The 23585-nt window shown below is 54.3% G+C and carries 21 protein-coding genes, 1 tRNA gene and 1 pseudogene; 12 read left to right on the top strand and 11 right to left on the bottom strand.

Annotated elements, in window-relative coordinates:
• The first annotated feature begins 50 nt into the window (after positions 1-50).
• From O2N63_RS13785 to O2N63_RS13775, 3 genes are all read left to right on the top strand, one after another.
• Positions 51-320, top strand: a complete 270-nt coding sequence (locus O2N63_RS13785; protein ID WP_271054863.1) for a hypothetical protein — start codon at positions 51-53, stop codon at positions 318-320.
• Positions 321-391: 71 nt separating this feature from the next.
• Complete coding sequence (gene lpdA, locus O2N63_RS13780; RefSeq protein WP_271054862.1) at positions 392-1777, top strand: dihydrolipoyl dehydrogenase; 1386 nt, start codon at positions 392-394, stop codon at positions 1775-1777.
• Between the two features lie 119 nt (positions 1778-1896).
• Positions 1897-2760: a tellurite resistance TerB family protein gene (locus O2N63_RS13775; RefSeq protein ID WP_271054861.1), complete on the top strand. Its 864-nt coding sequence runs from the start codon at positions 1897-1899 to the stop codon at positions 2758-2760.
• Between the two features lie 134 nt (positions 2761-2894).
• Here the strand turns inward: O2N63_RS13775 and O2N63_RS13770 are convergent, their stop codons facing one another.
• Positions 2895-3545, bottom strand: coding sequence for a GntR family transcriptional regulator (locus O2N63_RS13770; RefSeq protein WP_271054860.1), 651 nt, complete (start codon positions 3543-3545; stop codon positions 2895-2897).
• 31 nt (positions 3546-3576) lie between these two features.
• Entirely contained in the window at positions 3577-4296 is a 720-nt protein-coding gene (locus O2N63_RS13765) for a M48 family metallopeptidase (RefSeq protein ID WP_271054859.1), read from the bottom strand.
• A gap of 159 nt (positions 4297-4455) precedes the next feature.
• On the opposite strand from O2N63_RS13765, the gene O2N63_RS13760 reads away from it, so the two are divergent.
• Together O2N63_RS13760 and O2N63_RS13755 are read left to right on the top strand one after the other, a co-directional pair.
• The gene (locus O2N63_RS13760; RefSeq protein ID WP_271054858.1) at positions 4456-4776 is read left to right on the top strand and encodes a TIGR02300 family protein; all 321 of its coding nucleotides are present in this window, start codon (positions 4456-4458) and stop codon (positions 4774-4776) included.
• A 122-nt stretch (positions 4777-4898) separates the two neighbouring features.
• Positions 4899-4974, top strand: a tRNA-Ala gene (locus O2N63_RS13755).
• 225 nt (positions 4975-5199) lie between these two features.
• Here O2N63_RS13755 and O2N63_RS13750 read toward each other — a convergent pair.
• The 4 genes from O2N63_RS13750 to O2N63_RS13735 form a co-directional block, all read right to left on the bottom strand.
• Positions 5200-6123, bottom strand: a complete 924-nt coding sequence (locus O2N63_RS13750; protein ID WP_271054857.1) for a DMT family transporter — start codon at positions 6121-6123, stop codon at positions 5200-5202.
• A gap of 240 nt (positions 6124-6363) precedes the next feature.
• Positions 6364-7614 (bottom strand): tyrosine-type recombinase/integrase, encoded by a 1251-nt coding sequence (locus tag O2N63_RS13745; protein ID WP_271054856.1) that lies wholly within the window; start codon positions 7612-7614, stop codon positions 6364-6366.
• A gap of 519 nt (positions 7615-8133) precedes the next feature.
• Positions 8134-8292: a hypothetical protein gene (locus O2N63_RS13740; protein WP_271054855.1), complete on the bottom strand. Its 159-nt coding sequence runs from the start codon at positions 8290-8292 to the stop codon at positions 8134-8136.
• Between the two features lie 580 nt (positions 8293-8872).
• Entirely contained in the window at positions 8873-11590 is a 2718-nt protein-coding gene (locus O2N63_RS13735) for a LuxR C-terminal-related transcriptional regulator (RefSeq protein WP_271054854.1), read from the bottom strand.
• A 170-nt stretch (positions 11591-11760) separates the two neighbouring features.
• On the opposite strand from O2N63_RS13735, the gene O2N63_RS13730 reads away from it, so the two are divergent.
• Positions 11761-12174 (top strand): ester cyclase, encoded by a 414-nt coding sequence (locus tag O2N63_RS13730; protein WP_271054853.1) that lies wholly within the window; start codon positions 11761-11763, stop codon positions 12172-12174.
• An 858-nt stretch (positions 12175-13032) separates the two neighbouring features.
• Here O2N63_RS13730 and O2N63_RS13725 read toward each other — a convergent pair.
• The 5 genes and pseudogenes from O2N63_RS13725 to O2N63_RS13705 all read right to left on the bottom strand — a co-directional run bounded on the left by O2N63_RS13725 (position 13033) and on the right by O2N63_RS13705 (position 18474).
• Positions 13033-14532, bottom strand: coding sequence for an FAD/NAD(P)-binding protein (locus O2N63_RS13725; RefSeq protein ID WP_271054852.1), 1500 nt, complete (start codon positions 14530-14532; stop codon positions 13033-13035).
• Entirely contained in the window at positions 14525-14740 is a 216-nt protein-coding gene (locus O2N63_RS13720) for a hypothetical protein (RefSeq protein WP_271054851.1), read from the bottom strand. Before O2N63_RS13720 ends, O2N63_RS13725 begins: the two co-directional genes overlap by 8 nt.
• 101 nt (positions 14741-14841) lie before the next feature.
• Positions 14842-16800: a bifunctional 2',3'-cyclic-nucleotide 2'-phosphodiesterase/3'-nucleotidase gene (locus tag O2N63_RS13715; RefSeq protein ID WP_271054850.1), complete on the bottom strand. Its 1959-nt coding sequence runs from the start codon at positions 16798-16800 to the stop codon at positions 14842-14844.
• Positions 16801-17129: 329 nt separating this feature from the next.
• Positions 17130-17521, bottom strand: a pseudogene (locus tag O2N63_RS13710) (transposase); the annotation flags it as partial.
• Between the two features lie 41 nt (positions 17522-17562).
• Complete coding sequence (locus O2N63_RS13705) at positions 17563-18474, bottom strand: LysR substrate-binding domain-containing protein (protein ID WP_271054849.1); 912 nt, start codon at positions 18472-18474, stop codon at positions 17563-17565.
• A 119-nt stretch (positions 18475-18593) separates the two neighbouring features.
• On the opposite strand from O2N63_RS13705, the gene psrA reads away from it, so the two are divergent.
• From psrA to O2N63_RS13675, 6 genes are all read left to right on the top strand, one after another.
• Positions 18594-19721, top strand: coding sequence for an iron-containing alcohol dehydrogenase PsrA (gene psrA, locus O2N63_RS13700; RefSeq protein ID WP_271054848.1), 1128 nt, complete (start codon positions 18594-18596; stop codon positions 19719-19721).
• Between the two features lie 50 nt (positions 19722-19771).
• Positions 19772-20677 (top strand): phosphate/phosphite/phosphonate ABC transporter substrate-binding protein, encoded by a 906-nt coding sequence (locus O2N63_RS13695; protein WP_271054847.1) that lies wholly within the window; start codon positions 19772-19774, stop codon positions 20675-20677.
• A 50-nt stretch (positions 20678-20727) separates the two neighbouring features.
• Positions 20728-21480 (top strand): phosphonate ABC transporter ATP-binding protein, encoded by a 753-nt coding sequence (phnC, locus tag O2N63_RS13690; RefSeq protein ID WP_271054846.1) that lies wholly within the window; start codon positions 20728-20730, stop codon positions 21478-21480.
• 3 nt (positions 21481-21483) lie between these two features.
• Positions 21484-22305 carry a phosphonate ABC transporter, permease protein PhnE gene (gene phnE, locus O2N63_RS13685; protein ID WP_271054845.1) on the top strand — a complete coding sequence of 274 codons (822 nt, stop codon included), beginning with the start codon at positions 21484-21486 and terminating at the stop codon, positions 22303-22305.
• A 10-nt stretch (positions 22306-22315) separates the two neighbouring features.
• The gene (locus tag O2N63_RS13680; protein ID WP_271054844.1) at positions 22316-23137 is read left to right on the top strand and encodes a PhnE/PtxC family ABC transporter permease; all 822 of its coding nucleotides are present in this window, start codon (positions 22316-22318) and stop codon (positions 23135-23137) included.
• Positions 23138-23201: 64 nt separating this feature from the next.
• Positions 23202-23585, top strand: a 384-nt coding sequence (locus tag O2N63_RS13675; protein WP_271054843.1) for an alkaline phosphatase family protein, incomplete at its 3' end; no start/stop codon positions are given.

The following is a 23585-nucleotide window of genomic DNA, read 5'->3' as shown; positions in this document are numbered from 1 at the left end:
AGTCGCAACGCGATGCTGGCAGGACCCTATCCCCAAAAAAGGAGCGAAACATGGCAACACATGTATTGTGGCAAGCGGATGTCGCTGATTTTGACGCGTGGCACGAAGTGTTCAAGCAGGACAAGCGCAATCGCAAGGCTGTTGGTATCCGTGAACTGCATGTATGGCAGGATCCGGATAATAAAAATCACGCGGTCGCTCTGTTCGAAATTCTCGATCTTGAAAAGGCGCGTGCCTTCTTCGATTCGGAAGAACTGGCGATGCATATGGAACGTGATGGCGTGATCCATGTGCAGGTTAAACTGCTGACCCCGGTCTGAGTTCTCGGTCCCTTCCGCTGATCGGTGGGGCCATTTAAATAGACGATGTATCAAATCAACTGGAGATTGACATGGCATCATATGACGTAATCGTAATCGGTGGTGGCCCGGGCGGCTATGTCTGTGCCATCCGCTGCGCCCAGTTGGGTTTGAAAACCGCCTGTGTTGAAGGGCGTGAAACTCTGGGCGGCACTTGCCTGAACGTGGGGTGTATCCCGTCAAAGGCCCTGCTGCACGCTTCGCACAGCCTGCACGAGGCCGAGCATAACTTTGCCAAGATGGGTTTGAAGGGCAAATCCCCCTCCGTCGATTGGAAAGAGATGCTGGCCTATAAAGACGACGTGATCGGTCAGAACACCAAAGGCATCGAGTTCCTGTTCAAAAAGAACAAAGTGGACTGGATCAAAGGCTGGGCCACTGTTCCGGCTGCCGGTCAGGTGAAAGTCGGTGACGAAGTTCACGAAGCGAAGAATATCGTAATTGCTTCGGGATCCGAACCGTCGAGCCTGCCGGGTGTTGACGTGGACGAGAAAGTTGTCGTGACTTCTACTGGCGCGCTGAGCTTGCCGAAGATCCCGAAGAAAATGGTGGTGATCGGTGCAGGTGTGATTGGTCTGGAAATGGGTTCGGTTTATGCGCGCCTCGGGTCCGAAGTGACCGTGGTGGAATTCATGGATCAAGTCACCCCAGAGATGGATGGGGATCTGTCGAAAACCTTTGCCCGTGCACTGAAAAAGCAGGGCATCAAGTTCGTCATGGGCGCCGCGGTGCAGAAGGTCGAGGCCACCAAGACCAAAGCTAAAGTGCATTACAAGCTTAAGAAAAACGACAAGGAAGCCATGGTCGACGCCGATTGCGTGTTGGTCGCAACCGGCCGTCGCCCTTACACCGAAGGCTTGGGGCTCGATGCGCTGGGCATCCAGATGACCGAGCGTGGGCAGATTGCCACCGACCATTGGAAAACCTCGATCCCGGGTGTCTGGGCCATTGGCGACGTGACCGAAGGCCCGATGCTCGCGCATAAGGCCGAGGACGAGGGCATGGCCGCCGCAGAAGCCATCGCGGGCAAAGTGGGCCACGTGAACTATGATGTCATCCCGGGTGTTGTTTACACTGCACCGGAAGTGGCTGCCGTAGGCAAGACCGAAGAGCAGCTCAAGGCCGAAGGTGTTGACTACAAGGTCGGCAAGTTCAGCTTTATGGGAAATGGTCGCGCGAAAGCCGTTTTTCAGGGCGAAGGCTTTGTGAAAATCCTGGCCGACAAGGCTTCTGACCGCGTGCTTGGTGTGCATATCATGGGGCCGGCAGCTGGTGAGTTGATCCACGAAGCATGTGTGCTGATGGAGTTTGGTGGCTCTGCCGAAGACCTCGCCCGCACCTGCCACGCCCACCCGACCTTCTCGGAAGCGGTACGCGAAGCGGCGCTGGCCTGCGGAGATGGTCCGATCCACAGCTAACCAATAGCTTGTGCAGAATTACAACAGAACCACGAACGGTTGAAATCGTTCGTGGTTTTTAATCTTTGGTCGTCACTATACGGTATGAAAATTCCAGTATTTTTTTACTGGAGACCAATATGCGTTATCTTATTTTTACCTTAGCCGCTCTGGCCAGTATTTTAGTAGCGGATGCCGCCGAGGCCCGTAGGGGCGGTGGCAGTACCTCTCAAACCATGCTGTTTGTTGCGGAGACGCCGATTGAATTGGATGGCCAGCCCTATGCGCTGTGCCACTTGGTCGATGATAGCAAAGTTTTGTTTATCCCGCTTTTCCGTAGTGTCGAAGGCTATGTACTGGCCGCCAATCGCTGTGCGGCCGAGGAGTATTACGAGCTACCGACGGAGCGCTTTGTTGAGGGCAAGGCGGACGGTGCTTTTCCTGCAGATTTGCCGGACACTCCGAAACTATCTACCAGCGCGATGATCAACGGCCACTGGGGTTGGGTGATTGTTCTGGGCTTTATCGGTTTTGCAGTTGTGGCCTGGCTAAAGACCCGTAAACGCCGCACAGAGCGTCAGGCATTGATGGGAGATTTGTCACCAGTTGCTAAGGCGATCCTTGATGCGATGTGCCATGCGGCCAAAGCAGATGGCAATATTGATGAAACCGAAGTGGTGCAAATTGCCCGGATTGCGCAGGAGATGACCGGCGAAACCTTTGATCTGACCACGGTGCGTCGGATGTCCGAGTTGGCAGAAGAGAAGCCTGCAGACAATTATTTCAAGTCGCTTGCCAAGGGCCTGAACCCCAACGAGGCGTCCCTGATGATGAAAGCAGTGCTCATGGTGGTTGCGGCTGATGGCACGCTGGGCGGGAAGGAGCAGGGTTTTGTCGGCCGTCTCGCCAAGGTGCTGAAGTTGGGTGGAGAGCAAGTGAATGCCCTTCTGAATCAGGTTGTGGCCACGCCTGGTGTGCCGGAGTCTGAGCCCCGGGGAGCTTAAGACAGATCCTTGTCTTGAAAATAAAGGCGCGTCCACTTGGACGCGCTTTTTTTGTGGAGGAAGGGGCTCTGCCCCTCGAGCTGCGCTCTCACCCCGAGGTATTTCTGGCAAGAAAAAAGGGAGGGCGGCGAAATTCAGTCCGAGATCATCTTCAGTCCCTGTGTCACATCGGTGCGCACTGCCAATCGAAGGGCAGGTTCATCCCCTGCCGCGAGGGCTGCGAGGATCATGCGATGGTGTTTTTGTAGGTCAGGCCGGTGTTTTCGGGCGTAAAGTGCGCGCATGGTAGGACCGAGTTGCAACCAGACTGTTTCCGCCATGGCCAGCATTGCAGGGGCGTGCGCGCGTAAATAGAGCGTGCGGTGAAACTCGAGATTGGTGCGCAGATAGCCAACGGCATCCTGTTTTGCGACAAACTCTGACACACGGGCGTTGATGGCGCGCAGACGGTCGATGAGAGCCATATGCGCGCGGGGAAGGGCGCGGGCGGCGAGTTCCGGTTCGAGAAGGGCGCGCAGGGCTGCCAGCTCTTCGATTCGTTCCGGCGACAGGTCGGGCGCTGAGATCCGTCCGGAGCTTGAAAGGGTCAGGGCACCTTCTGCGGCCAATCTTCGCACGGCTTCGCGGGCTGGCGTCATTGAGACATCAAATGTTTTGCCGATCCCCCGGATGGTCAGCGCCTCGCCGGGGTTAAGCTCGCCATGCATGATCTGAGTTCGCAGTGTGCGGTAAACGCGTTCATGGGCGGCGCCGGTGTCAGGATTTGGGCGGGGTACAGAAGTCATGAGGAATTGTGATCACAAATCACCAAGGGCGTCAATCTTTGAACCGGTATCTATGTAAATTCGCCCCATTGTCCCGAAGCCATTTTCGCGGAGCGCGGTAATCGGGAAAGATTTCTTCCACTTGATTCCAAAATGCCGAGGAGTGGTCCATGTGAACGAGATGCGACACTTCATGGGCGGCGACATAATCCAGCACTTCTGGCGGGGCCATGATCAAACGCCAAGAATACATTAAATTGCCGTCTGAGCTGCAGGACCCCCAGCGGGATCGTGTGTCGCGCAGGGTGAGTTTACCGAATTCATACCCAATTTCACTGGCATAGTGGCGACTGGCGGTATCAAGGCGCGCACGCGCATGCTGTTTCAAAAAAGCCATCAACCGGGGTGCGGGATTGGATTGTGCCGCCTGGGGAAAGGAAATGGTCCCGTTGCCTGCCTGAACTGTGCGCCCGGTTCCGACAATCAACCGATGATCCCGACCCTGAAATGGAATCGTATCGCCAAGGGCAGGACGCATGTCTTGCGGAATATCTTCCAAATGGCTGCGAATCCAATCGGCGCGCTCCTCAGCAAACCGCAGGGCTTCGCGACGAAGGGTGCCGGTTGGCATCGACAAGGTCACGCGCCCGTCGAGGCGTGAAACACGCAGTGACAAGCGGCGGGCCCGAACCGAAGGGCGCAGCAAAAGTTCGACTTCTGGCGCATTGGTCAGGCTGACCTTTTCAGGAGACTTGATCCGTGACCTGATCACAGGTTACATCCTTTCTTTATAGCTTTGGCCCAAGGTCAAACCCAGCGTCAATCCCGGCCTTCCACCGGTAGTATGGCAAAAGCCTTTGACAGCTGGGCCGACTTGTGGCAACTGGCGACAAATTTCGCATGTAGATATGACAACTGAAAGGGGGCAACGATGCCCAAGGAAGAATGGGGCGTAAAGCGTGTCTGCCCGACGACAGGTAAACGTTTCTATGACCTGAACGCTAACCCGATCGTCAGCCCCTATACGGGTGAGGTTCTGAACCTCGACACCGGCAAGGGTACGCGTACTATGGTGGCCGACAAGGAAGACAAGGCATCGCTGGCCGAAGATCTGGTCGACGACGCCGATGCAGTGTTGGAAGATGATGACTCCACCGATGTGGATCTGGGTGACGACGTGCTGGATGACGAAGACGACGCTGAGGTGTCGCTCGAAGAAATCGCAGACGTTCCTGCAGAAGACGACGACTAAAAAAATATGCAAAGGCGCGTTTTTTGGGTTGCACGCCCGCGCGCCTTTGCCTAAATACCGCCGCACAGACAGCGACACGCGGTCACCGGGCATAGGCAAGGTGAGATGGCGCTGAGAAGGTTGGGGCCTTAGCTCAGTTGGTAGAGCGCTTGCATGGCATGCAAGAGGTCAGCGGTTCGACCCCGCTAGGCTCCACCAAATCTCTTTCATATATTTGATAATGATTTGAACCAGTTACGCGGTAGCCGTTTACCATTCGCGCATTGTGTCACCATTTTGCATGCAGTCCTGTGTCACCTGTTTTGGGTGACAAATGTGAGGAAAGCCCGAAGCAGACACTTGAGTTGATCGTAGCTAACGGCGGTTTCGAGCCCAGAGTGACAGTCAAACTGAATAGTGTTTCAAGGCAGATGGTGACGGGCGTTAGGGGTTTCTGGCGATATTTGTCGTAACGTTTCGTGTGACGCGGCTTCGTGTAACAACAATTGCTATAACGACCAGCACACAGGCAATGAGTTGAGAAAACGTTAGGGTTTCTCCGAATGCAAACATGCTGACGAGGAACATCGTCGGAAGTTCGACACTCCCAATAACCGCAGTGCGCGACGCGCCGATGATTGGTGAGCTTACGGTGTAAATCAATTGTGGGATGAGAGCGGACACGACCGCAATTCCCAAAATCAACATCCATGTATCAAAATCTTCGGGCAAAATTTCAGCCGATGTCGAGGTTGCCACAAGGGGTGCCAACGCCAACACTGATCCGAGTGAAACTGAAGCGATCCTCGCAAGCGGGGGAATTCGCGAAAGGCGATGAACAAGCACGCATATACCAAACCCGAACCCTAAAGGAGCCGCCAGAGAGATAAAAAGTGTAGAAAACTGGTTAGACGGCACCGCAGCCGGATTCCCCGCAATGACGGCGGCCAGAATGATCAAACCGGAGGCAAATAACGCTCTGCGTGATGGGGTATCTGAAAACAGTGCCCATGCTATGACGACGGTAAATACGGGGTAGGTCATGTAAAGCACACCAACAGTTGACGCAGGTATTGTCTCGACTGCTGTCACATATCCGATCCAGCCTAAACCCATTGCGGCACCCGCGCATAAACCCCAGACAAGTTCACGCCATGCTTTCAACTGGCTCAGAAACGCAGGGAAGAGGATCACTGCGGCGATGACATATCGGTAAAATGCGACTGCATGGGGAGCAAGGCCTTGGTCAGTCAAATTCCTGCTAAAATACGGAACGATACCAAAACAGACCGACGCAAACAGTACACCAAGTGCTGCTATTGTTTGTCTTGAGTTCAGTACTTTCGCGTCTGATAGAGAATCCGTCATGTTAGAGAGGTATCACAGACTCGGTGTCCGCCAAGGTCAGTTTTGTCCGCTTTGCGGACCTTAATGTGAAGCGCGGCGAATGGCCGCTCCCCATCCTCACCCTGGCTCAGTCTGCGCGCAGGGGCGTCTGGGTGCTGCAGCACCATCTCCGCACCCACGGGAGATACCACGGAGACGCGGGGCGGGGCGCGGGGCTATCCCCATAGCTGGAAGCCCTCGGCTCACTCCCGGGCTCCCCCATCAGACCCCACTCCCGACCTGATAGGCCCGATCCAGCACTGCTACCGCTTCGGCCCCACCGCGCACCGCTTGGGTGTAGTGCCCGAGCGTGACGGCCGGATTGGCATGCCCCGCGAGCTTGGCCACCAGCCCCACCTCGACACCCTGCGCTTGCAAGGTGGAGACAAAGCTGTGCCGCGCGGAGTGGTGGGTCACATAACGCACCCCTGCGGCCTCGAAGGCAGGACGCCAATAGCGCTTGAGGAAGTTGGAATAAAGCACCGGGCCGCCGCCACCCAGACGGGGCAGGGGCCATTGCTGGGGCACGCCGGGCCCCGGGAACACCCGATAGAGCTCGCCGTCAAGACGCGGGCAGGTGAGCCGCCACTCAAGCAGCATGGCGCGCAGGGTCGGCGAAATCGGGATCTCGCGTTCGCCCGCTTCCGTCTTGGTCTGGTCGGTGGTGCTGCCATCACGCTCCTGCACCCGCCGGATGGTGATGATGTTGCGGTCAAGATCGATGTCGTCCCACAAGAGCCCCAACTGCTCGGAGACGCGTACACCGGTCAGGAAGGGGAAGGCATAGAAGATGCCGCGTTCCTTATCCGAACGAGCATGGGCCAAAAGCTTGGCCACTTCCTCAGGCGACAGGATCTCCTTCTTCGGCTTCGCCTTCCGCTTTGCCAGATTGGTGGGCATCGAGCACACCCGCACGCCAAAGTCCTCCTCGGCCAAGGCAAGGATGCCCTTCAACATCGACATGACCCGGTTGGCGGTATGGGCGCCCACTTCCTCGCGAACTTTGCTGTGCCAGCGGCGCAGCTGCGCGGTGGTCAGCTCGGAGACGAGGAAAGGCCCCAGCATTTGCAAGAGCTTGGTGTCGTGCTTTGGCTTCTCGCCGGTCAGGGCATAGTGGACACGTTCCTGGGGGGTGCCCTGAAGTAGCGGCCCCACGATGATCTTGAGCAGGGGCCGGTAGCCCGAGATGGTCTGCGGTTTTACGAGGCCGCGCTTGGTCTCAAGCCAATGCTTCACCACCTCGGCGACGGTCGGGTTGATGTTGGGGTTGAAGTAGCGTTCGCCGGTGACCGAAGCAATCAACGCCTCCCGATATTCTTCGGCTTTGGCTTTGGTCTGAAAAGAGATACGCCGTTTGCGCCCGGTCTCGGGGCAGCGATAGTTGACGACCCATTTTTTGTCGGTGACCCGCTTGCCAGCCGCGTTGCGACGGCGGCGGGTCCACCTGCCGATGGTCGGGTTGAACTTAGCCATGGTCTCCCTCCTCGAAAGAAAAAAGCCCAAGAAAAACACGCGGCGGACCCGCACACAATTTTGCACGGTGCCGCAATGCAAGAGGGCCCCGGACCACCTCTGAGGTGGTCCAGAGGGTGGAGGTGGTCACAGGGATGGTCTTGGAGGCGGGGATCGGCGAGAGCCCGTCGGGACGGAGGTACGAGGGGGTGGGGATTGAGCACCGCACGGGGCGCTGACCACCTGACCACCTGTCTCGCGGGGTAGGGGCGAAAGAGGCAGGGGTGGGGGTAAGTGTAGGCAGTGTAGACAGTGTAGACGCCGTCCTACCCCGGATGTGTGGCGCCCCACGCGCTGCTGCCCGCGGGGGCACCGAGGCGATGTGCGGGAGGGCGCCGTATCCCACCCCCTCCAGTTTAAAGGTCGGGGGACGCCTACACTGCCTACACTGCCTACACTTGCAGCGGGTCTCAAAAATCGCCATGACCATCGCCGTCACCATTGTCCTGGGCCGCAACCTCCCGGGCCAAGGCGGCGCCTTCAAACCCCGAGATCCTTGGTGCCGACACCATGGCGTTGCGGAACCGCCTGCTTTTCGGTTTCGAGTTTAACTTGATTGAGGGTGTCGAGAAGATCGTGGAAGCGCCACTCAATATGCGCCCATGTTTCTTCATCAGATTGCGGAGGAATGGCTTTCAACCAATCCGGTATTTATTATTCGTCTTCGTCCGACATCGGAACCTCCCTATCTTTATCATTGCACCGAAGCTGCAATCCCCCCAAGTCAATGGGCAAAATCTCAGTGTAGGCGATGTAGGCAGTGTAGGCGAATTCCCGATATCTCCATAAAAGGTCAGACCTTGAACCGCCTTCAGCGCCTTCGAGAAGTGACATCCGAATGACCAAGGATTTCATGTTCGTCGGATGACTATGCCCCCAAGAGGTAGTTCATTACCTCGAAGATGACTCTCGATATCGCAGAGAATATTAGAAGGCGTTCGCTGATTTCATGAAAATCAATCTGAGCTTCATAGACGCCAAGCAAGAGGTCAGTATTGTGTGATCTTGATCCGGGTTGAAAGGATGAAAACGGTGGAAAGTAGCCGTTCGCTGCTGTTTCCGCCAAGGTCGGCAATGCGCAACAGAGCGGCCTTTCGCTGCCAGTGTTCCAATGTCAGCTTTCAATGACGAGTCACTCTCGACGCATACCATGAAAGCGAGTTGGATATTGATGCGTATGGAAACCGCCAACTAAAAAACTCGGTCAGGATTTTATGGTTCAAAACTCGTCAGCAACCGCCTTCGCCGCGAGTTGAGTGCGCGATTTCACATCCAGCTTTTCATAGATGTGAGACAGGTGAACTTTCACCGTCCCGCGGGCAATGAACATGCGTTCCGCGATTTCGGGATTGGATAGACCCTCGGTCGCAAGTGAAACTACGCGGCGTTCAGTGGGGGTCAGACTATCCCATCCCATTAATGGCCGGGCGCGCTTGCCCCTCATACGGGAGATCAAGCCGATAATCTCTTCGAGATCTGCGCTTGCTGCGGTGTCATTGATATCTGAATGGGCTTCATCGCCCAGAATTTGATCAAGCTGATCGATTAAAGATTCATGTTCTGTGTCCTCCGCTGCGCCGCGAATAAACCGGATTTCGGATCGTGTCTTATCAATGAAGGCCAGAACGCGCGCCGCATCTTCGGGCTTATCTTTGCTGACCAAGACGCTGGCGATGGCTTCCATGGTCCGCAGCAATCCGGGTAACAGGCCTGCGTCGCGCTGAATTTCCAGCGCTTTGTGGAGACGCGCTTCGGTCTCTCCGATATCGCCCCGTGCCAGCGCATGACGGCCGCGCAGGTAGCAAATCAACCCATTGATGAAAGGGTTTTTCAGGGATGCAGACATTTCTTCGGCATCATCTAGCAGTGCCTTTGCCTCATCGAGACCACCCAAAGCAATCTGCGCCGCGGCGGAGGCCACTGCCAGTTGCGCCGCCCAGACGGGAATCCCTGCGGAATTCAATCCCTCAACATGCCCGCCGATCATGTCCAGAGTGGCCTGTGGATTGCCAGCCCCGACTTCAATCATGCCCAATTGGAACATGGTTTCGGGCACGGCAAGAAACGTTCCCGTCACATTCGCCGTTTGCATGGTGCCCAGCATTTCCCGGCGCGCTTCATCAACCTGTCCCCGATCTGCCTTCAATGCTGCAGACCAGGCGATCGCAAATCCACCTGTCGCCGGGTCACCCACATAGCCAGCATTTTCAATTGAAACCGCAAGTGCTTCTTTCGCGGCATCCAAATCACCGCCATCGCGGGCAAAGTATCCTTTGACCGCGTTTGCCCATGCTCGAAGATATCGACTTTGGTGTTTGTCCGCGATGGCCAGAACATTTTCGATTGATGCGCTGCCACCTGCGACCTCGTGCGAAAAGAGATAAACAGAGGTGATGATCTTGATGCCATGGGTTTCTGCCCAGTCATCCTTGATCTCACCCCCCAATTCGATGCAGCGGCTCAAGGATTTGTAGGCTTCTGCCGGCTCTGAAACCGACTGGGCGAATCCGATTATGTCCAGCGCACGCGCTTCGGTCCAGACATCGCCAATCTGCTGCGCCATTTCCAAGGCCCGCTGAGCGCGCGGATAGGCCAGATCCATTCGCCCACCATAGGCACAGACATGGGATGCCCCCCACAACGCCCGCGCAGTCAAGACGTCAGGCGCGCCGGATCGCGCCAAAGCTTTGTCGAACCAGCGCATACCGTGCTGATACTGCCCCCAGATTTCATAGTATCCGGTCAGCGCTGTCAGAAGTCGAAACATCAGGCTGGGATCATCTTGGCTTTCGGCAAAAACCAGAGCGTCTTCCAGATTGTCAAATTCTGTTTGAATTTGCGCCATCAATTCGGGCCCGTCGCCCAGGATCAACCGCTGTGCACGGTATTCCGCGAATTCAATAAAATGAGCCAGATGGGCGCTGCGTGCATCATTGGTTTCGCCCGCTTCCGTCAACGTCTCCAGAAGAAACTCCCGCACAGTTTCCAGAAAACGATATCGCGGCTCAACTCCAGAGCGCTCCACTTGCACAATCGACATATCGACAAGGCGTTGCAAAAGATCGAGAATTGACTCCCCGTCGGGCACAACATCCGCGCCAATCGCCTCAGCGGTGTTCAGTGTGAACCCACGCAACACACACAATTGCCGGGCCAGCGCCTGTTCCGACGTCGTCATCAAGTCATAACTCCAAGCCACCGAGGCACGCAACGACTTGTGATGCTCCGTCGCATTCCGCGTACCACCGGTCAGCAGGTCAAAACGATTGTTCAGCCCGGTCAGGATTTGTTCCGTCCCCATCATCGATGTCCGGGCCGCAGCAAGCTCGATCGCCAGCGGAACGCCGTCCAACCGCTCGACAATCGCCCCAACAGTCGCAGAATTTGCGTCACTCAACGTGATAGGAGAACCAGCCTGACGCGCGCGTTCTTCAAATAACGCGATCCCGTCATCAATGCGCAGCGGCAATATCTGTCGTACATATTCACCCGTGAGGTGCATCGGCTCTCGGCTTGTGGCCAACACTCTCGCATCTGGTGCGTTAGCCAATATTGTCTCTACCATCTCCGCACATCCAGCCAGAACCTGTTCGCAATTGTCCAGAACCAGAAGAATACTTCGATCGGCCAGTTGCCGGGCAATTGTTTCGGACAGGGCGATCTGGCCCTCTTCCAGCAACCCCAAAACCCGTGACACGGCCCCGGCGACGCCGCTGTCACGAAACACACCGGTCAGATCGATGAACCACACACCATGTTCGAAATCTTCAGCCAAAGAACGAGCAACTTTCTTTGCGATCCGCGTCTTCCCGGTACCACCGGGCCCGGTAAGCGTCACCAACCTCTCGGCGCCAATCAATTGGCGTAGTTCCGATAACACGGAATCGCGACCCACCAGTGAAGACAACTCAAGCGGTAGATTTGTTTGGATATTCAATACTGTTCCTCCCCAGGATGAGGCGATTTTGGCACAATTCGAGTGGCATATGGAAATTTCTTAGTCTGGTATATGCCACCTGGCAGATGTTCGGCGCTTCAAGGGGCCGTAAACCTGACTCACATCGGAAATTCGGGACGCCCCCGAATAGAAACCAAGGAGCTAGGAACATGACCATCGCAACAACAGCACGTGACTTCTTCGAAGCCTGTGAAACCGGACAAGGTTGGGAAGCCTGCCAACAATACTGCCACGACGACGCGTCATTTGCCTGTCAGGCCGACGCTTTGGCCGATACGTTGACACTAGAGGCCTACGCAAACTGGATGAAAGGCCTGCTGACGCCTTTGCCCAATGGGCACTATGAACTCAAGGGCTTTGCCGCAGATGAAGAACGCGACACCGTTCTGGCATTTGCCGTCTTTCACGGCACTCAGACTGGTGAAGGCGGCCCCGTTCCGCCAACCGGCAATACGATTGCTGCAGATTACGTCTATTCGATGAAGTTCGATGGCGGTAAAATCCGCCAAATGACGAAAATATGGAACGATGGAATCTCAATGCGTCAACTGGGTTGGGCGTGAACCGGATTTGACGCCAAAGCCATGACCGCGTCAACTCAATCAGAATGCCGAGGATTGCACGGAATGCAATCCTCGGTGAATGGCGTCGGAGATCTGAGTGACGGTGGAGTTCATTCGATCCGCATCCATTCAATGGCTGCTTTGCAAACCCAAAAGTCATTGGTTGTTCGCGCAGCATTGGACAAAATGGGCTCAACCTACCATTCGCCGCAATGGCCTCCAAGGTCGGCTTCGGGCCGGGGAGTAGACCTTGGATTTCGGATGAAATCGCCTATTTTGTCACTCCCCTGTCACCACCCATGAATTCAATCAATTTCAACCAAATTCCAGAAAATTGAACCTTTCAATCTGACCGCTACGTCTTCTGGGGATCTACAATTCGGTTCAATCCAGTCCACTTCCCTCCATTTACGTGAACTGGCCTCACAATCCTATATCGCCCATGGCATGCAAGAGGTCAGCGGTTCGACCCCGCTAGGCTCCACCAAACCTCGCTTGCAGATTTGATATTAGTTTGAACCGGTTACGCGGCAACCGCATACCATTCGCCCATTGTGTCACCATTTTGCATGCAGTCCTGTGTCACCTCTGTGTCACTCGCTTTGGGTGACAAATGTGAGAAAACCCCAAGCAGTCATATGATTTGTTCGCAGCTCAGGGCGGTTTCGAGCTCAAAGCAGAAGTTTCTTTGAGCGTTTGAAGCTCAATTTGTGTCACTCTGGCTTTCGCCCGTCGGCATCACATCGAAATTCGCCGATTCCAAATACGGTGGGAATATAGAAGGAATTTGCGGATGTTCTGGAAACTCCCGGTTTTAAGACAAAGCTGGGCGCGTCTGCCTTTTAAGTCATTTGAACGCTAACAAATGGGCCGACAGGTCACGCCATGCACGTCTGCCACCTTGTCGAGCGAAGCCCGGCAGTGGGCCATGTGCGCGTTGCTTTTGGCCAACATGCCAAGAGCCGCTGCTGCGCGTCGCGGCAGGGGAAACCAGCGATCGAGGTCCAATCCGCAATTCAAGAGCACATTCATCGGCATATTACGGGACCATAACATGAGGTTTAAGTAGATCTGGGTAGCATCGGCAGCGAAATAAGCGTGCCTGCTCTTTTTGTTCAGCGCCTCTGCGTCGATGGCGTAGAGCGGAACCGACTGGTGTTTCCCCAAAAACATGATGTGAGTTAGGAAATAGCCAGCGACACTGGTCATGAAATGCAGCGAGTCCTTTTTCGTAATCGTAATCAGCCGACCATGTCTGGATACGCAAGGCCGATCGAGCGCATTTGGATGGTCGTGAAAATAACATCCTGTGCAGTTCACGAATATCGCGCCGTCGGGCACGGTGACGCGGCTGCCATCCCGCATAATCATTTTGGGTCCGTTTGCCGTGTCTATTACGTCCTCAAGATACCCAGGAATTATTTCCTCGATCCCTTCCTTTATTTGGCTTCCTTCCTCTTCCGAAAGGATCCCAAACATAGACTGGCCCGGCGTGCCGGTTGGGCAGATGCCATAGTGGTGAAAGGCGTATTCATTCAACTCACTCTCGTTCGTGCCGTCGAATTTTAGCGCGAGATCAGCGAAGGATTGGCTGATCAGGCTGCCGGAGCTCCAGCGCCCCATCCCAAGCGGGAAAACGTTGTTTCGATTGATAAAATAGGTGCCCGGACCGTTGATTACATTGATTTGGTGTGACCCGTTGTCGGCCATGACAGACATCACCGTATCCATAGAAGTCTTGCCTCCACCAATCACATAAACAGGCGCGCCAGGATTGTCGGCCAAGGTTTCAGGCAGCCCACCTGGTGCCGTCGAGATCACATTGTCGGAAGAGCATTCGAGCGGCTGCATTTCCGAAATCGCATAGCCTGCTGCGTAGATCGCCCGATCAGCCGTCAACGTTTGCGCCGGACCGCCCACAACCGGCTTGATGTTTGTCCGCACGATGTGACCGCCTTGTGACGCGACCTCTTCGATATCGTCAGAAACGTGTCCATAGAATTCATCCAGACGCAGTTTGTATTTTAGTTTTGCCAAACAGGATTGTAGATGATCGCGCACTTCAGCCCCCCGCGCGAGATATTGCCGGGGTTGGTCCAAATCCCATGCCATGTTGCCCACGGTGAACATCGGGTGCGGCTGATGCAGGCGAACATAATCATACGTGCTCTGCCACATGCCCGCCGCAGCATCGCGCCGCTCAATGAGGGCTATCCGTGCCGTCGCCGGCAGATATTTCGTCGCCACATATAACGCGTTCAGGCCACACACTCCCGCACCGACAATGATAAGGTCATAATGTTGGTTCGAGAGGGATGTTGGAATTTCGGGCTCCAAAGCTGAAGGCGTATCAAGCATTTGTAGTTCCTCGTGTTTCTGGCGCAATTGGCAGGCGGGTAGAGAAAAACATCCAAATAAGCGTTAAAGCGAGACCCAAATTTGTGTTGATCATGCCACGTTCCCGGGGGAAATCATCGCGCTTTGGAGCCAATTGAGTGTCGTAATAAACGTCGCTGTTAATTTCCGGGAGATTTGGTTTGTGTGCGGTTTGTGCGGAAACCAGCATGAAGGCGCGGAGTGAAGATGTAGGATTATCAACTTCGGATTTGAAACTCCGAACCCGCCGAGCCGACCCCAAGTTTGGGATCGGCTTGTTGTCGCAATGTTTTAAAGCTTGATGCGGAACTTTGCGAAACCTGTGTCCGATGCACCTGCTGGTTCAATGGACACGCCTTCGACGCTCTCTGCATAGCCAGCTCCCGCTGGGCCAGTTTCAAAGATGACCGTTGTGTCCGCAAGCGGTGCAAAGGACCAATTCGCATCGGCTTTCGGGTTCACCGTGCCCTGTTCGACCAAGTAACGCACGATGATATCGCGGTTGGTGTCTGGTCCTTCGAAGACCACGGTGTCGCCTTTGGCACCGGGGAAGCTACCACCACCTGACGCGCGGTAGTTGTTCGTGGCCACGATAAATTCTTTGTCCAATTCCAGCGGGGCGCCATTGAACATCAGGTTGATAATGCGGTTGGCGTTCGGGTTAATCTCGGTTCCGTCCTTGTCGAACTTGGACGGTTGCGAGAGGTCAATCTGATAGCTGACGCCGTCCATCACATCAAAGTTGTAGCTCGGGAAGCTCGGATTAAGCAAAAGTGCGTCCTGAGCACCTGCTTCAATCTGATTGAACATGCCTGCTGAACGTTCAAGCCAGTCTTTAACTTGCTGACCAGTCACCTTCACTGCGCGCACTGTGTTGGGGTAGAGGTAGAGGTCGGAGACATTCTTGATTGCAACATCCCCCACGGGAACGTCGGTGTAATACTCTGGACCACCGCGACCACCCGCTTTGAAAGGTGCTGCGGCAGAAAGGATTGGCAGGCCTTCAAAAGCTGTTCCGACCATCTGCTCTTTGATGTACCAAGTCTGCGCGTTAGAGACGATTTGAACCGATGGATCATCTGCCACGAGCGCGAAATAGCTGTGCAAAGGTGCATCGGTTTTGCCAACTGCTGTGCGCACGTATTTGAGTGTTTCTTCATGCTCTTTCGTCGCAGCAGCCAACACTGGTGCATAATCTTCGGCGAGCGCAGTATATGAACGATCTTCGTTGCGCTTTGAAATTGGACGCGCTTCCGCCGTATGTGAAAGTACGCGCCAGCTGCTGCCGTCTCTCTCGATCAATAGGTCAAGTAAGCCCATATGGCTGCCCCAGAAACCACCCATAACGCCGGGCTTGCCGCCGATCGTTCCAGCCTCCGTATCCACGCCCGCAATATCTGCATATTTTGAAGATGGGAAAACAAGGTGACTGTGTCCCGTAAGGATCGCGTCGATACCTTTAATAGCCGCCAGCGGAATAGCCGCGTTTTCCATGCCATCTTCCGCGTTCGCACCGCCAATTCCAGAATGACAAAGCGCGATGATAAGGTCTGCACCTTCCTCCTTCATTTGAGGGACATAAGCTTTGGCTGTCGCAACGATATCGCGAGCTTGCACGTTGCCCTCCAAATGCTTGCGATCCCAGTTCATGATTTGGGGTGGTACAAACCCGATAAGACCAATCTTGATTGGGTGTTTCGCGCCGCCACCATCGATGATCTCACGTTCCATGATCACATAGGGTTGAACCAATGTCGTATCTGCAGTGGCAGAGGCCCCCATTTCTTTGACCACATTGGCCGAAACAACAGGGAAGTGCGCGCCTGCTATGGATTTCATCAAGAATGAAATGCCGTAGTTGAATTCGTGATTGCCCAAAGTCGAAGCATCAAAGCCGAGCGCGTTCATCGCGTTGATAACAGGATGGCTGTCGCCCTCTTTCATACCGCGCTCATAGGCGATGTAATCGCCCATCGGGTTGCCTTGCAGAAAGTCGCCATTGTCGAGCAACAAAGAGTTTGTGGATTCCGCTCGTACCCCTTGGATCAGCGACGCAGTACGCGAAAGTCCGACTGTATCGCGGGGTTTGTCCGCATAGTAATCATATGGGAAAACATGAACATGAAGGTCCGTCGTTTCCATGAGACGCAAATGTGCTTGGTTGCCAGCAGCAGAGACTGAAAACGGGTGCATAGCGATAAGACCAGCAGTTCCAGCGAGAAAATGGCGGCGATTCATGGAGATTGGCATCTGTGCATTCCTTTTATAACTGAGCAGAGTCAACGAAAGGATCGTCGATGAAAGCAGTCAGCATGTGACGATTTTATGATTCGCGCAAATTTGGCGAAAAAGTCTAACGCTTGAACGATGCTTGCTCCAATGGCTGCGAACGAGGAGACGCGCTGCGGTTTCACGATCCTTTACCAAAGTTCGGTTCGCCCCCCCAACGAAGGCTGAACAACCCAAGTCGAGGGAGAATTCGCGCTTCCTCAGGTCGTTACTGAGCCCACCTTTTCAGATACTGCGCTTGGATAGAAGCTTTCGTCGTGCTCGAACCAATGGCGCATCAATGGCTCACTCTCCAGTTTCTCTGATGCAGAGTATCTCATTCGTGGTCGTCCCCATTGCCGGTCATGCTTTTTTTGAGCAAGCGCAGTTCGAGCGTTTGTTCCGCAACAACCTCTTTCAGGTCACGAGCTTCGCGCCGCAGTTCCTTGACCTCGTCGGTTGTCGCTGCACGTGCTGTGTCACCGGCAAGCCGCTTCTTCCCAGCTTCCATGAAGTCTTTGGACCACTTGTAGTAAACGCCTTGGGAAATCCCCTCGCGGCGACACAGCTCTGCAATGCTGTCCTCGCCACGAAGACCATCCAGGACGATCCGGATCTTCTCTTCCGACGAATATTGTTTGCGCGTGGCGCGCTTGATGTCTTTGACGATCTTCTCGCCAGGGCTCTTCGTTGTCTTTCTCATCGTCCACTCCTCAGTGGTTACGATGAGCCAAAATCACTTTCTTAGTAAATTGCCCCGTTTGGACCCATAGGCGCTGACGTCAGACAGTTGGAAACGGTTCCAATCGCGATATCGGTGAATGAGCTAATTAGACGAGAGTTTTTTCTCTCCTTCAGATAGGCGAGGAAATAGCCAGTCTGTACCTGGGCGTCATTTATCGGAATTGCGCGAAGGTTGGCGTGCGGCACAAATTCGAAATCGGCGACAAAGCCAATTCCCATTCCTTGCTCTACCGTCTTCCAAATCGCTTCGCGACTGCCAAGCTCCAATATCGGGGAGATGCGTATCCCCCTCCTATCCATTTCTTCCTCGATTGCAGATCTCGTGGTCGAACCCGGTTCACGGCGTACGACAGGCTGATTTTCCAGCTCGTAAATGGAAATGCTTTCTCTGTTGAAAAAGGGGTGATCGGAATTCACAAACACGACCACATTATGTTGGCTGTATGGCTTAACTTCAACCCGCGTATCGGTCGGAACTTCGGCGATGATGCCAACGTCGGCTTCGAGAGAAAGGATGCGTTCAAAACACCTTTGGGAGTTGCCGAAACGGACACCCACTTCAATGGAAGGGTTTCTGGACTTGAAGGCGATGATCATATTCGTCGCGTGAAACGGACCAACCGCTGCGATGTTAAGTTGCCCCCTGTGAAACCCACGAAAAGAATCTAAGAGGTTTTCGGCATCCGTTTCTGCCTGGCTGAGTCTCGACGTTATTTCAAAGAGTTCTTTTCCGGCCGTGGTGAGCCTTACCTTGCGACCAACGCGCGCAAAAAGCTCAACACCATATCTCTGCTCAAGGGCTTTAACCTGTGTCGAGAGCGTTGGTTGGCTGACATTGAGTACCTTGGATGCTGCGGAAAAACCCGCGTGTTTTGCAACGGCATGAAAGGAGCGAAGTTCCGATTTAAGCATAGCTTCAGTATATATGTAAGATCGAAACAATCAATTAGACATATGGATTGTTTGTTCTCACACTCTTCCTAAAGCGAAAACAGATCGATCGTTCATCAGCATATGGTGTGAGGAAGTTTATGTGGAATTATAGCAATCCGGTTGAAATTATTTTTGGAAATGGTGGTTTCGATAAACTGCCAAAGCTTATTGGTGGCAGAAACTATGCACTGATCACCTATCCTGAGCCTCCATTCAAAGATCTTGCAGAAAAACTGACGAGTGCGGCAGGACCCGCTTCATTGGTAATAGACGATATCGCGCCCAATCCAGACTATGTATTGCTTGAGGGCCAGTCAGCCCGTTTTGCGCAGGCGGATGCCCCTATAGACGTGATTGTTGCGCTGGGAGGTGGTTCGGTCATCGATTCCGCCAAAGTCTTTGCCGCGGCCAATGGTGATTTTCGCAAAGTTGCACATTTTCTGGAGACAAAGACAGGAGCCGAGGCGCTTTCGGCCATTCCAATTATTGCGGTTCCCACGACTGCTGGCACCGGAAGCGAAGTCACGTGCTGGGCGACAGTCTGGGATGAGGTGCGAGGGCAGAAATTCTCTCTCGCTCGTCCTAACCTATATCCGGAAACGGCGCTCATTGATCCCGCCCTGATGTTGGGCAAACCTTATGGCCTGACATTGGCGACAGGATTGGATGCGCTTTCCCACGCTCTTGAAAGCATCTGGAATGTAAACGCCAACCCAGTTTCTGCCCGGCACGCCGTGATTGCAGCGAAAACCATCCTTGACACACTCCCCAAGCTCGTTGGCGACTTGGGGAACCTGGAGTACCGTTCCCGGCAGGCCGAAGCATCACTGAGCGCCGGGCTGGCGTTCTCAAATACAAAAACCGCCATCGCTCATAATTTGTCATACCCCATCACTCTACGCTGGGGGATCCAGCATGGGGTTGCCTGCTCGTTCAGTCTGCCCGTCATCCTGCGATCAATGAAAGGAACAGGTGGGTTTCGCGAATTCTCGCTTCAAGAGATCTTTGGTGAGGATCTGGATGCCGGTGCTGTTCGGCTGACGCGGTTCCTGAATTCCTTGGGGGTCGGGTGTACCTTCAAGGATCAGAAAGTTCCCGATGATCAAGTTGCCGAGATCATAGATCAGGCTTTCGCCGGAGAGCGCGGCAAGAATTTTATTGGTAGCAAGGCGAGTTTTCTGAATTCGATGGAGCACCAAAATCGTCTGGTGTTTGAAGTTACCTAATTGTCACAAAAGCAGCCCGAATGGGCAAAATAATACCAACGGAGGAAAGTATGAAAAATATCACGACAACTGTTAAGGCGACCATATGCACTGCCGTGTTTGCTGTGGCTGGAACGGCGCAGGCAGAGGAATGTAAAAACCCTGACGTGTTGCGGTTCTCGATGATCCCGACCGAGGAAACCACACAAGAGCTTGCCCTGTATGAGCCGATGGTGAACCAGATCAAGGAAGCCACGGGCAAGAATGTCGAGTTCTATCTGCCCACATCCTATGCTTCGGTTGTTGAAGCCATGTTGGGCGGATTTGTCGATATCGGCATGCATGGTCCCTATTCCTATGTGATTGCGCAGGAAAAAGATCCGTCTTTGCAGGTTTTTGCCACCTATGCCAAACATCCCGGCCATTTCCAGGAGGAAGGCCCGGGTTACAAGGCCGTTCTCGTCGCACGTTCAGACTCCGGCATCAGCAAAATTGAAGACTTGAAGGGCACGGTGGTTGGCTTAACCGATCCGGCCTCGACTTCGGGCAACCTGTTGCCGCGCGTGTCTTTCACCGATGTGATTGGAGCGCAGCTCGAAGATCACTTCTCGCGCGTTGTCTACACTGGGGGCCATGATCTTTCGGCAGTCGCTGTAATTGAAGGCCAGGTGGATGTGGCATTTGTGGCTACGCATCGTCTGGACAACGTAATCGATCGCGGATTGGCAAAGATGGAAGACTACAATCTCATCTGGTCCTCTCCGGTCATTCCACAAGACCCATTTGTTGTATCCGGGAAGCTGTGTGATGATCTTGTTGACCAGATTTCCCAGGCCTTCCTGACCCTGAACGAAAGTGAAGCCGGTCGGGAATATCTTAAGAATGTGAACGCCAGCAAGTTTGTCGCAATGACGGATGCTGATTACGACATCATTCGCGCCTTGAAGGCGGCAAAAGATGCGAAGAAAAGCCAATAAATCAAAGCTCTGCCCTGCATCAGCAGGGCGGGGACCAAAGGGAGGATCAAATGACGGTACTTAGTGTCACCGGGCTGAAAGTCAGATATTCGGCAAAGGGCCCCGAAATTTTGAAGGGCATTGATTTTGAGGTCAAGTCAGATGACTTCCTTGCAATCATCGGACCAAGTGGGGCAGGGAAATCTACTCTGATCCGGGCGGTCAACAGACTTGTCGAACCGACGGCAGGTGAGATCATTCTCCTGGATCACAATGTCTGCGACCTGAATGCCAAGCAATTGCGTGAATTGCGTCGCAATGTCGGCATGATTTTTCAGGAGTTCAATCTGATCAACCGCATGTCGGTGATGGACAATGTTCTGTCAGGACGGTTAGGTTACACGGGCAACATGCGTTCCCTGTTCCGGATGTTTCCTAAGGAAGATGTGGATCAGGCTCTCTACTATCTCGATCGTGTTGGCTTAAGCGATCACATCAATAAACGAGCAGATGAACTTAGCGGTGGTCAGCGCCAGCGTGTCGGCATTGCGCGCGCCCTGATGCAGCGCCCTAAACTCCTGCTTCTGGACGAACCGACCTCTGCGCTCGACCCAAAAATTTCTCGCGAAGTCATGGGATTGATCCGTGACATCGCCCGCGAACTCAAAGTTCCGGCTCTGTGCAACATCCACGATGTGCAACTGGCCAAGGAATTCTGTAATCGGATCATCGGTATGCAGGATGGCTACAAGAAATTCGACGGCGCGACTGAAACCCTGAAAGATTCAGATCTGGAAGAGATCTATGCGATGGAGGTGCTCTGAACCATGTTTCTCACCATCCAGAATCCACAGGGCGTTGCCTCACAGCTAGATCTGCGCCGCAAGCGCCTTACGAAAATGACGCTGATATGGGGTGGAATAATTCTGTTCATCGCCTGGTGTGTCAGTGGTACAATTATTCAGGATACAGATTGGTCTCGCATCGGTGGGCGCAACGGCGTCCTTGCCGGGATCAGCCGGTATTTCTGGCTTGACTTGAACCTTCTGCCAGAATTGATCATCCCGACGTTGGAAACATTCATGATGGCCTGTGTCGGTACAGTTCTGGGCTGTTTCTTCTCACTCCCCGTCGCATGGTTGGGGGCGGCGAACGTAACCCCCAGCAAGACAATACTTTACCCGTTGGGTCGGTTCCTGATGGTTCTCAGCCGCTCTGTTCACGAGATTGTCTGGGCCCTGATTTTCGTCAGCGCCGTGGGCTTGGGAGCACTGCCCGGCATTCTGGCCATCGCCATGCGTTCGGTCGGGTTCATCTCGAAAATCACCGCAGAGGCAATTGAGAATATCGATGCCAAGCCGGTGGAAGCCATTCGAGCCGTGGGAGGCAACCAGTTCCAGGTGATGTATTACGGCATCCTGCCACAGATCTACCCGGTTGTTCTGGCCACAGTGATCTTTGAATGGGACATCAATATCCGCCGCTCTGCTGTCATGGGGCTGGTCGGGGCAGGGGGGCTGGGCCTTCTGTTCTTCCGCCAGATGAACAGCTTCAACTACGGAGGTGTCTCAATGGTAATTCTCGCGATCCTGCTGTTGATCGTTCTCGGCGAAGTCATTTCGCACTACCTTCGCAAAGCGGTGATTTAAGGAGATGGCAATGGTTGATCAACACACCCCGCCCAAATGGTCCCGGTATAAATACCCGGAATCCCTCTATAAACACGGAACTTTGCTGATTGTCCTGCTGTTCCTCGGCTATTCGCTGCACTTCCTGAACGTTGATATCCCACTTCTGTTGGGGGCTCTGGGCGGGCTGGTCGGTGTGGTCGGAGACCGCTATTATCCGCCAGATGTGGCCTATGTCCTGGACCGGGGCTATCTGGCCGCTATTCTCGACACGTTGCAAATGTCCTTCCTCGGTGGTTTCGCAGGTGTCTGCCTTGCAATCCCTCTGGCTTGGTTCTCCGCCTGGAATGTTTCACCCAATCGTCGCGTCTTCTTTCCCATTGGCCGCCTGGGGGTCATCTCTTGCCGCGCCATTCACGAAACCATCTGGACCATCCTGTTCGTCTCGGTGCTGGGATTTGGAATGCTGGCAGGTGTGAGCGCGTTGACGATGTTCTGTGTCGGATTTGCCGGAAAGCTTTTTGCAGATGAGATCGAGGCCATCGAAATGGGTCCCGTGGAAGCCATGCGCTCTGCCGGTGCCAATCCTTTCCAGGTTTTTCTCTACGCTGTCGTACCCCAGGTCCGCGTCGCCTTTACCGGGATCGCTATCTACACTTGGGATGTGGCATTCCGTGCAGCCACGGTTGTTGGTTTCTTCGGCGGGGGTGGCATGGGTTGGTACTTGAAACGTAATGTGCAGCAGCTTGAAAACCTGCGCGTTGCAGCCATCATCTTGTCGATCATCGCAATGGTTTTGGTCGCAGAATTCCTGTCTGGTTGGCTGCGAGCCACCGTCAACAGAGCCAAATAACAGAAAATCAAATGTGCGGGCGTCGAAACTCTGACGCGCTCTTAACAAATAAAGGAACACCATAATGACCATTCAAACTCCTGTTGTTGCGAACGGGCGCGCCTATGCCAATCCCAAAGTGTGTGCGATTGCGATCTGCCTTGATGGGTGTGAGCCTGAATATCTTGAGGTGGCCATCGGCAAGGGTCTGATGCCGAACCTCAAGCGGATGCGTGAAGAGGGCACGGACCGTCTGGCCCATTCGGTGATCCCGTCGTTTACCAACCCCAACAACCTGTCGATTGCCACGGGCCGTCCACCTGTGGTGCATGGCATCTGCGGCAACTACCTGATCGATCCGGATACCGGCGAAGAAGTGATGATGAACGATGTGCGGTTCCTGCGTGCTCCGACCATCTTCTCGCAATTCTACGAGGCAGGAGCCCGTGTGGCCATGGTCACCGCCAAA

Source organism: Aliiroseovarius salicola (assembly GCF_027891095.1).
GTDB lineage: Bacteria > Pseudomonadota > Alphaproteobacteria > Rhodobacterales > Rhodobacteraceae > Aliiroseovarius > Aliiroseovarius salicola.
This window is presented reverse-complemented; position numbering and strand designations above follow the sequence as displayed.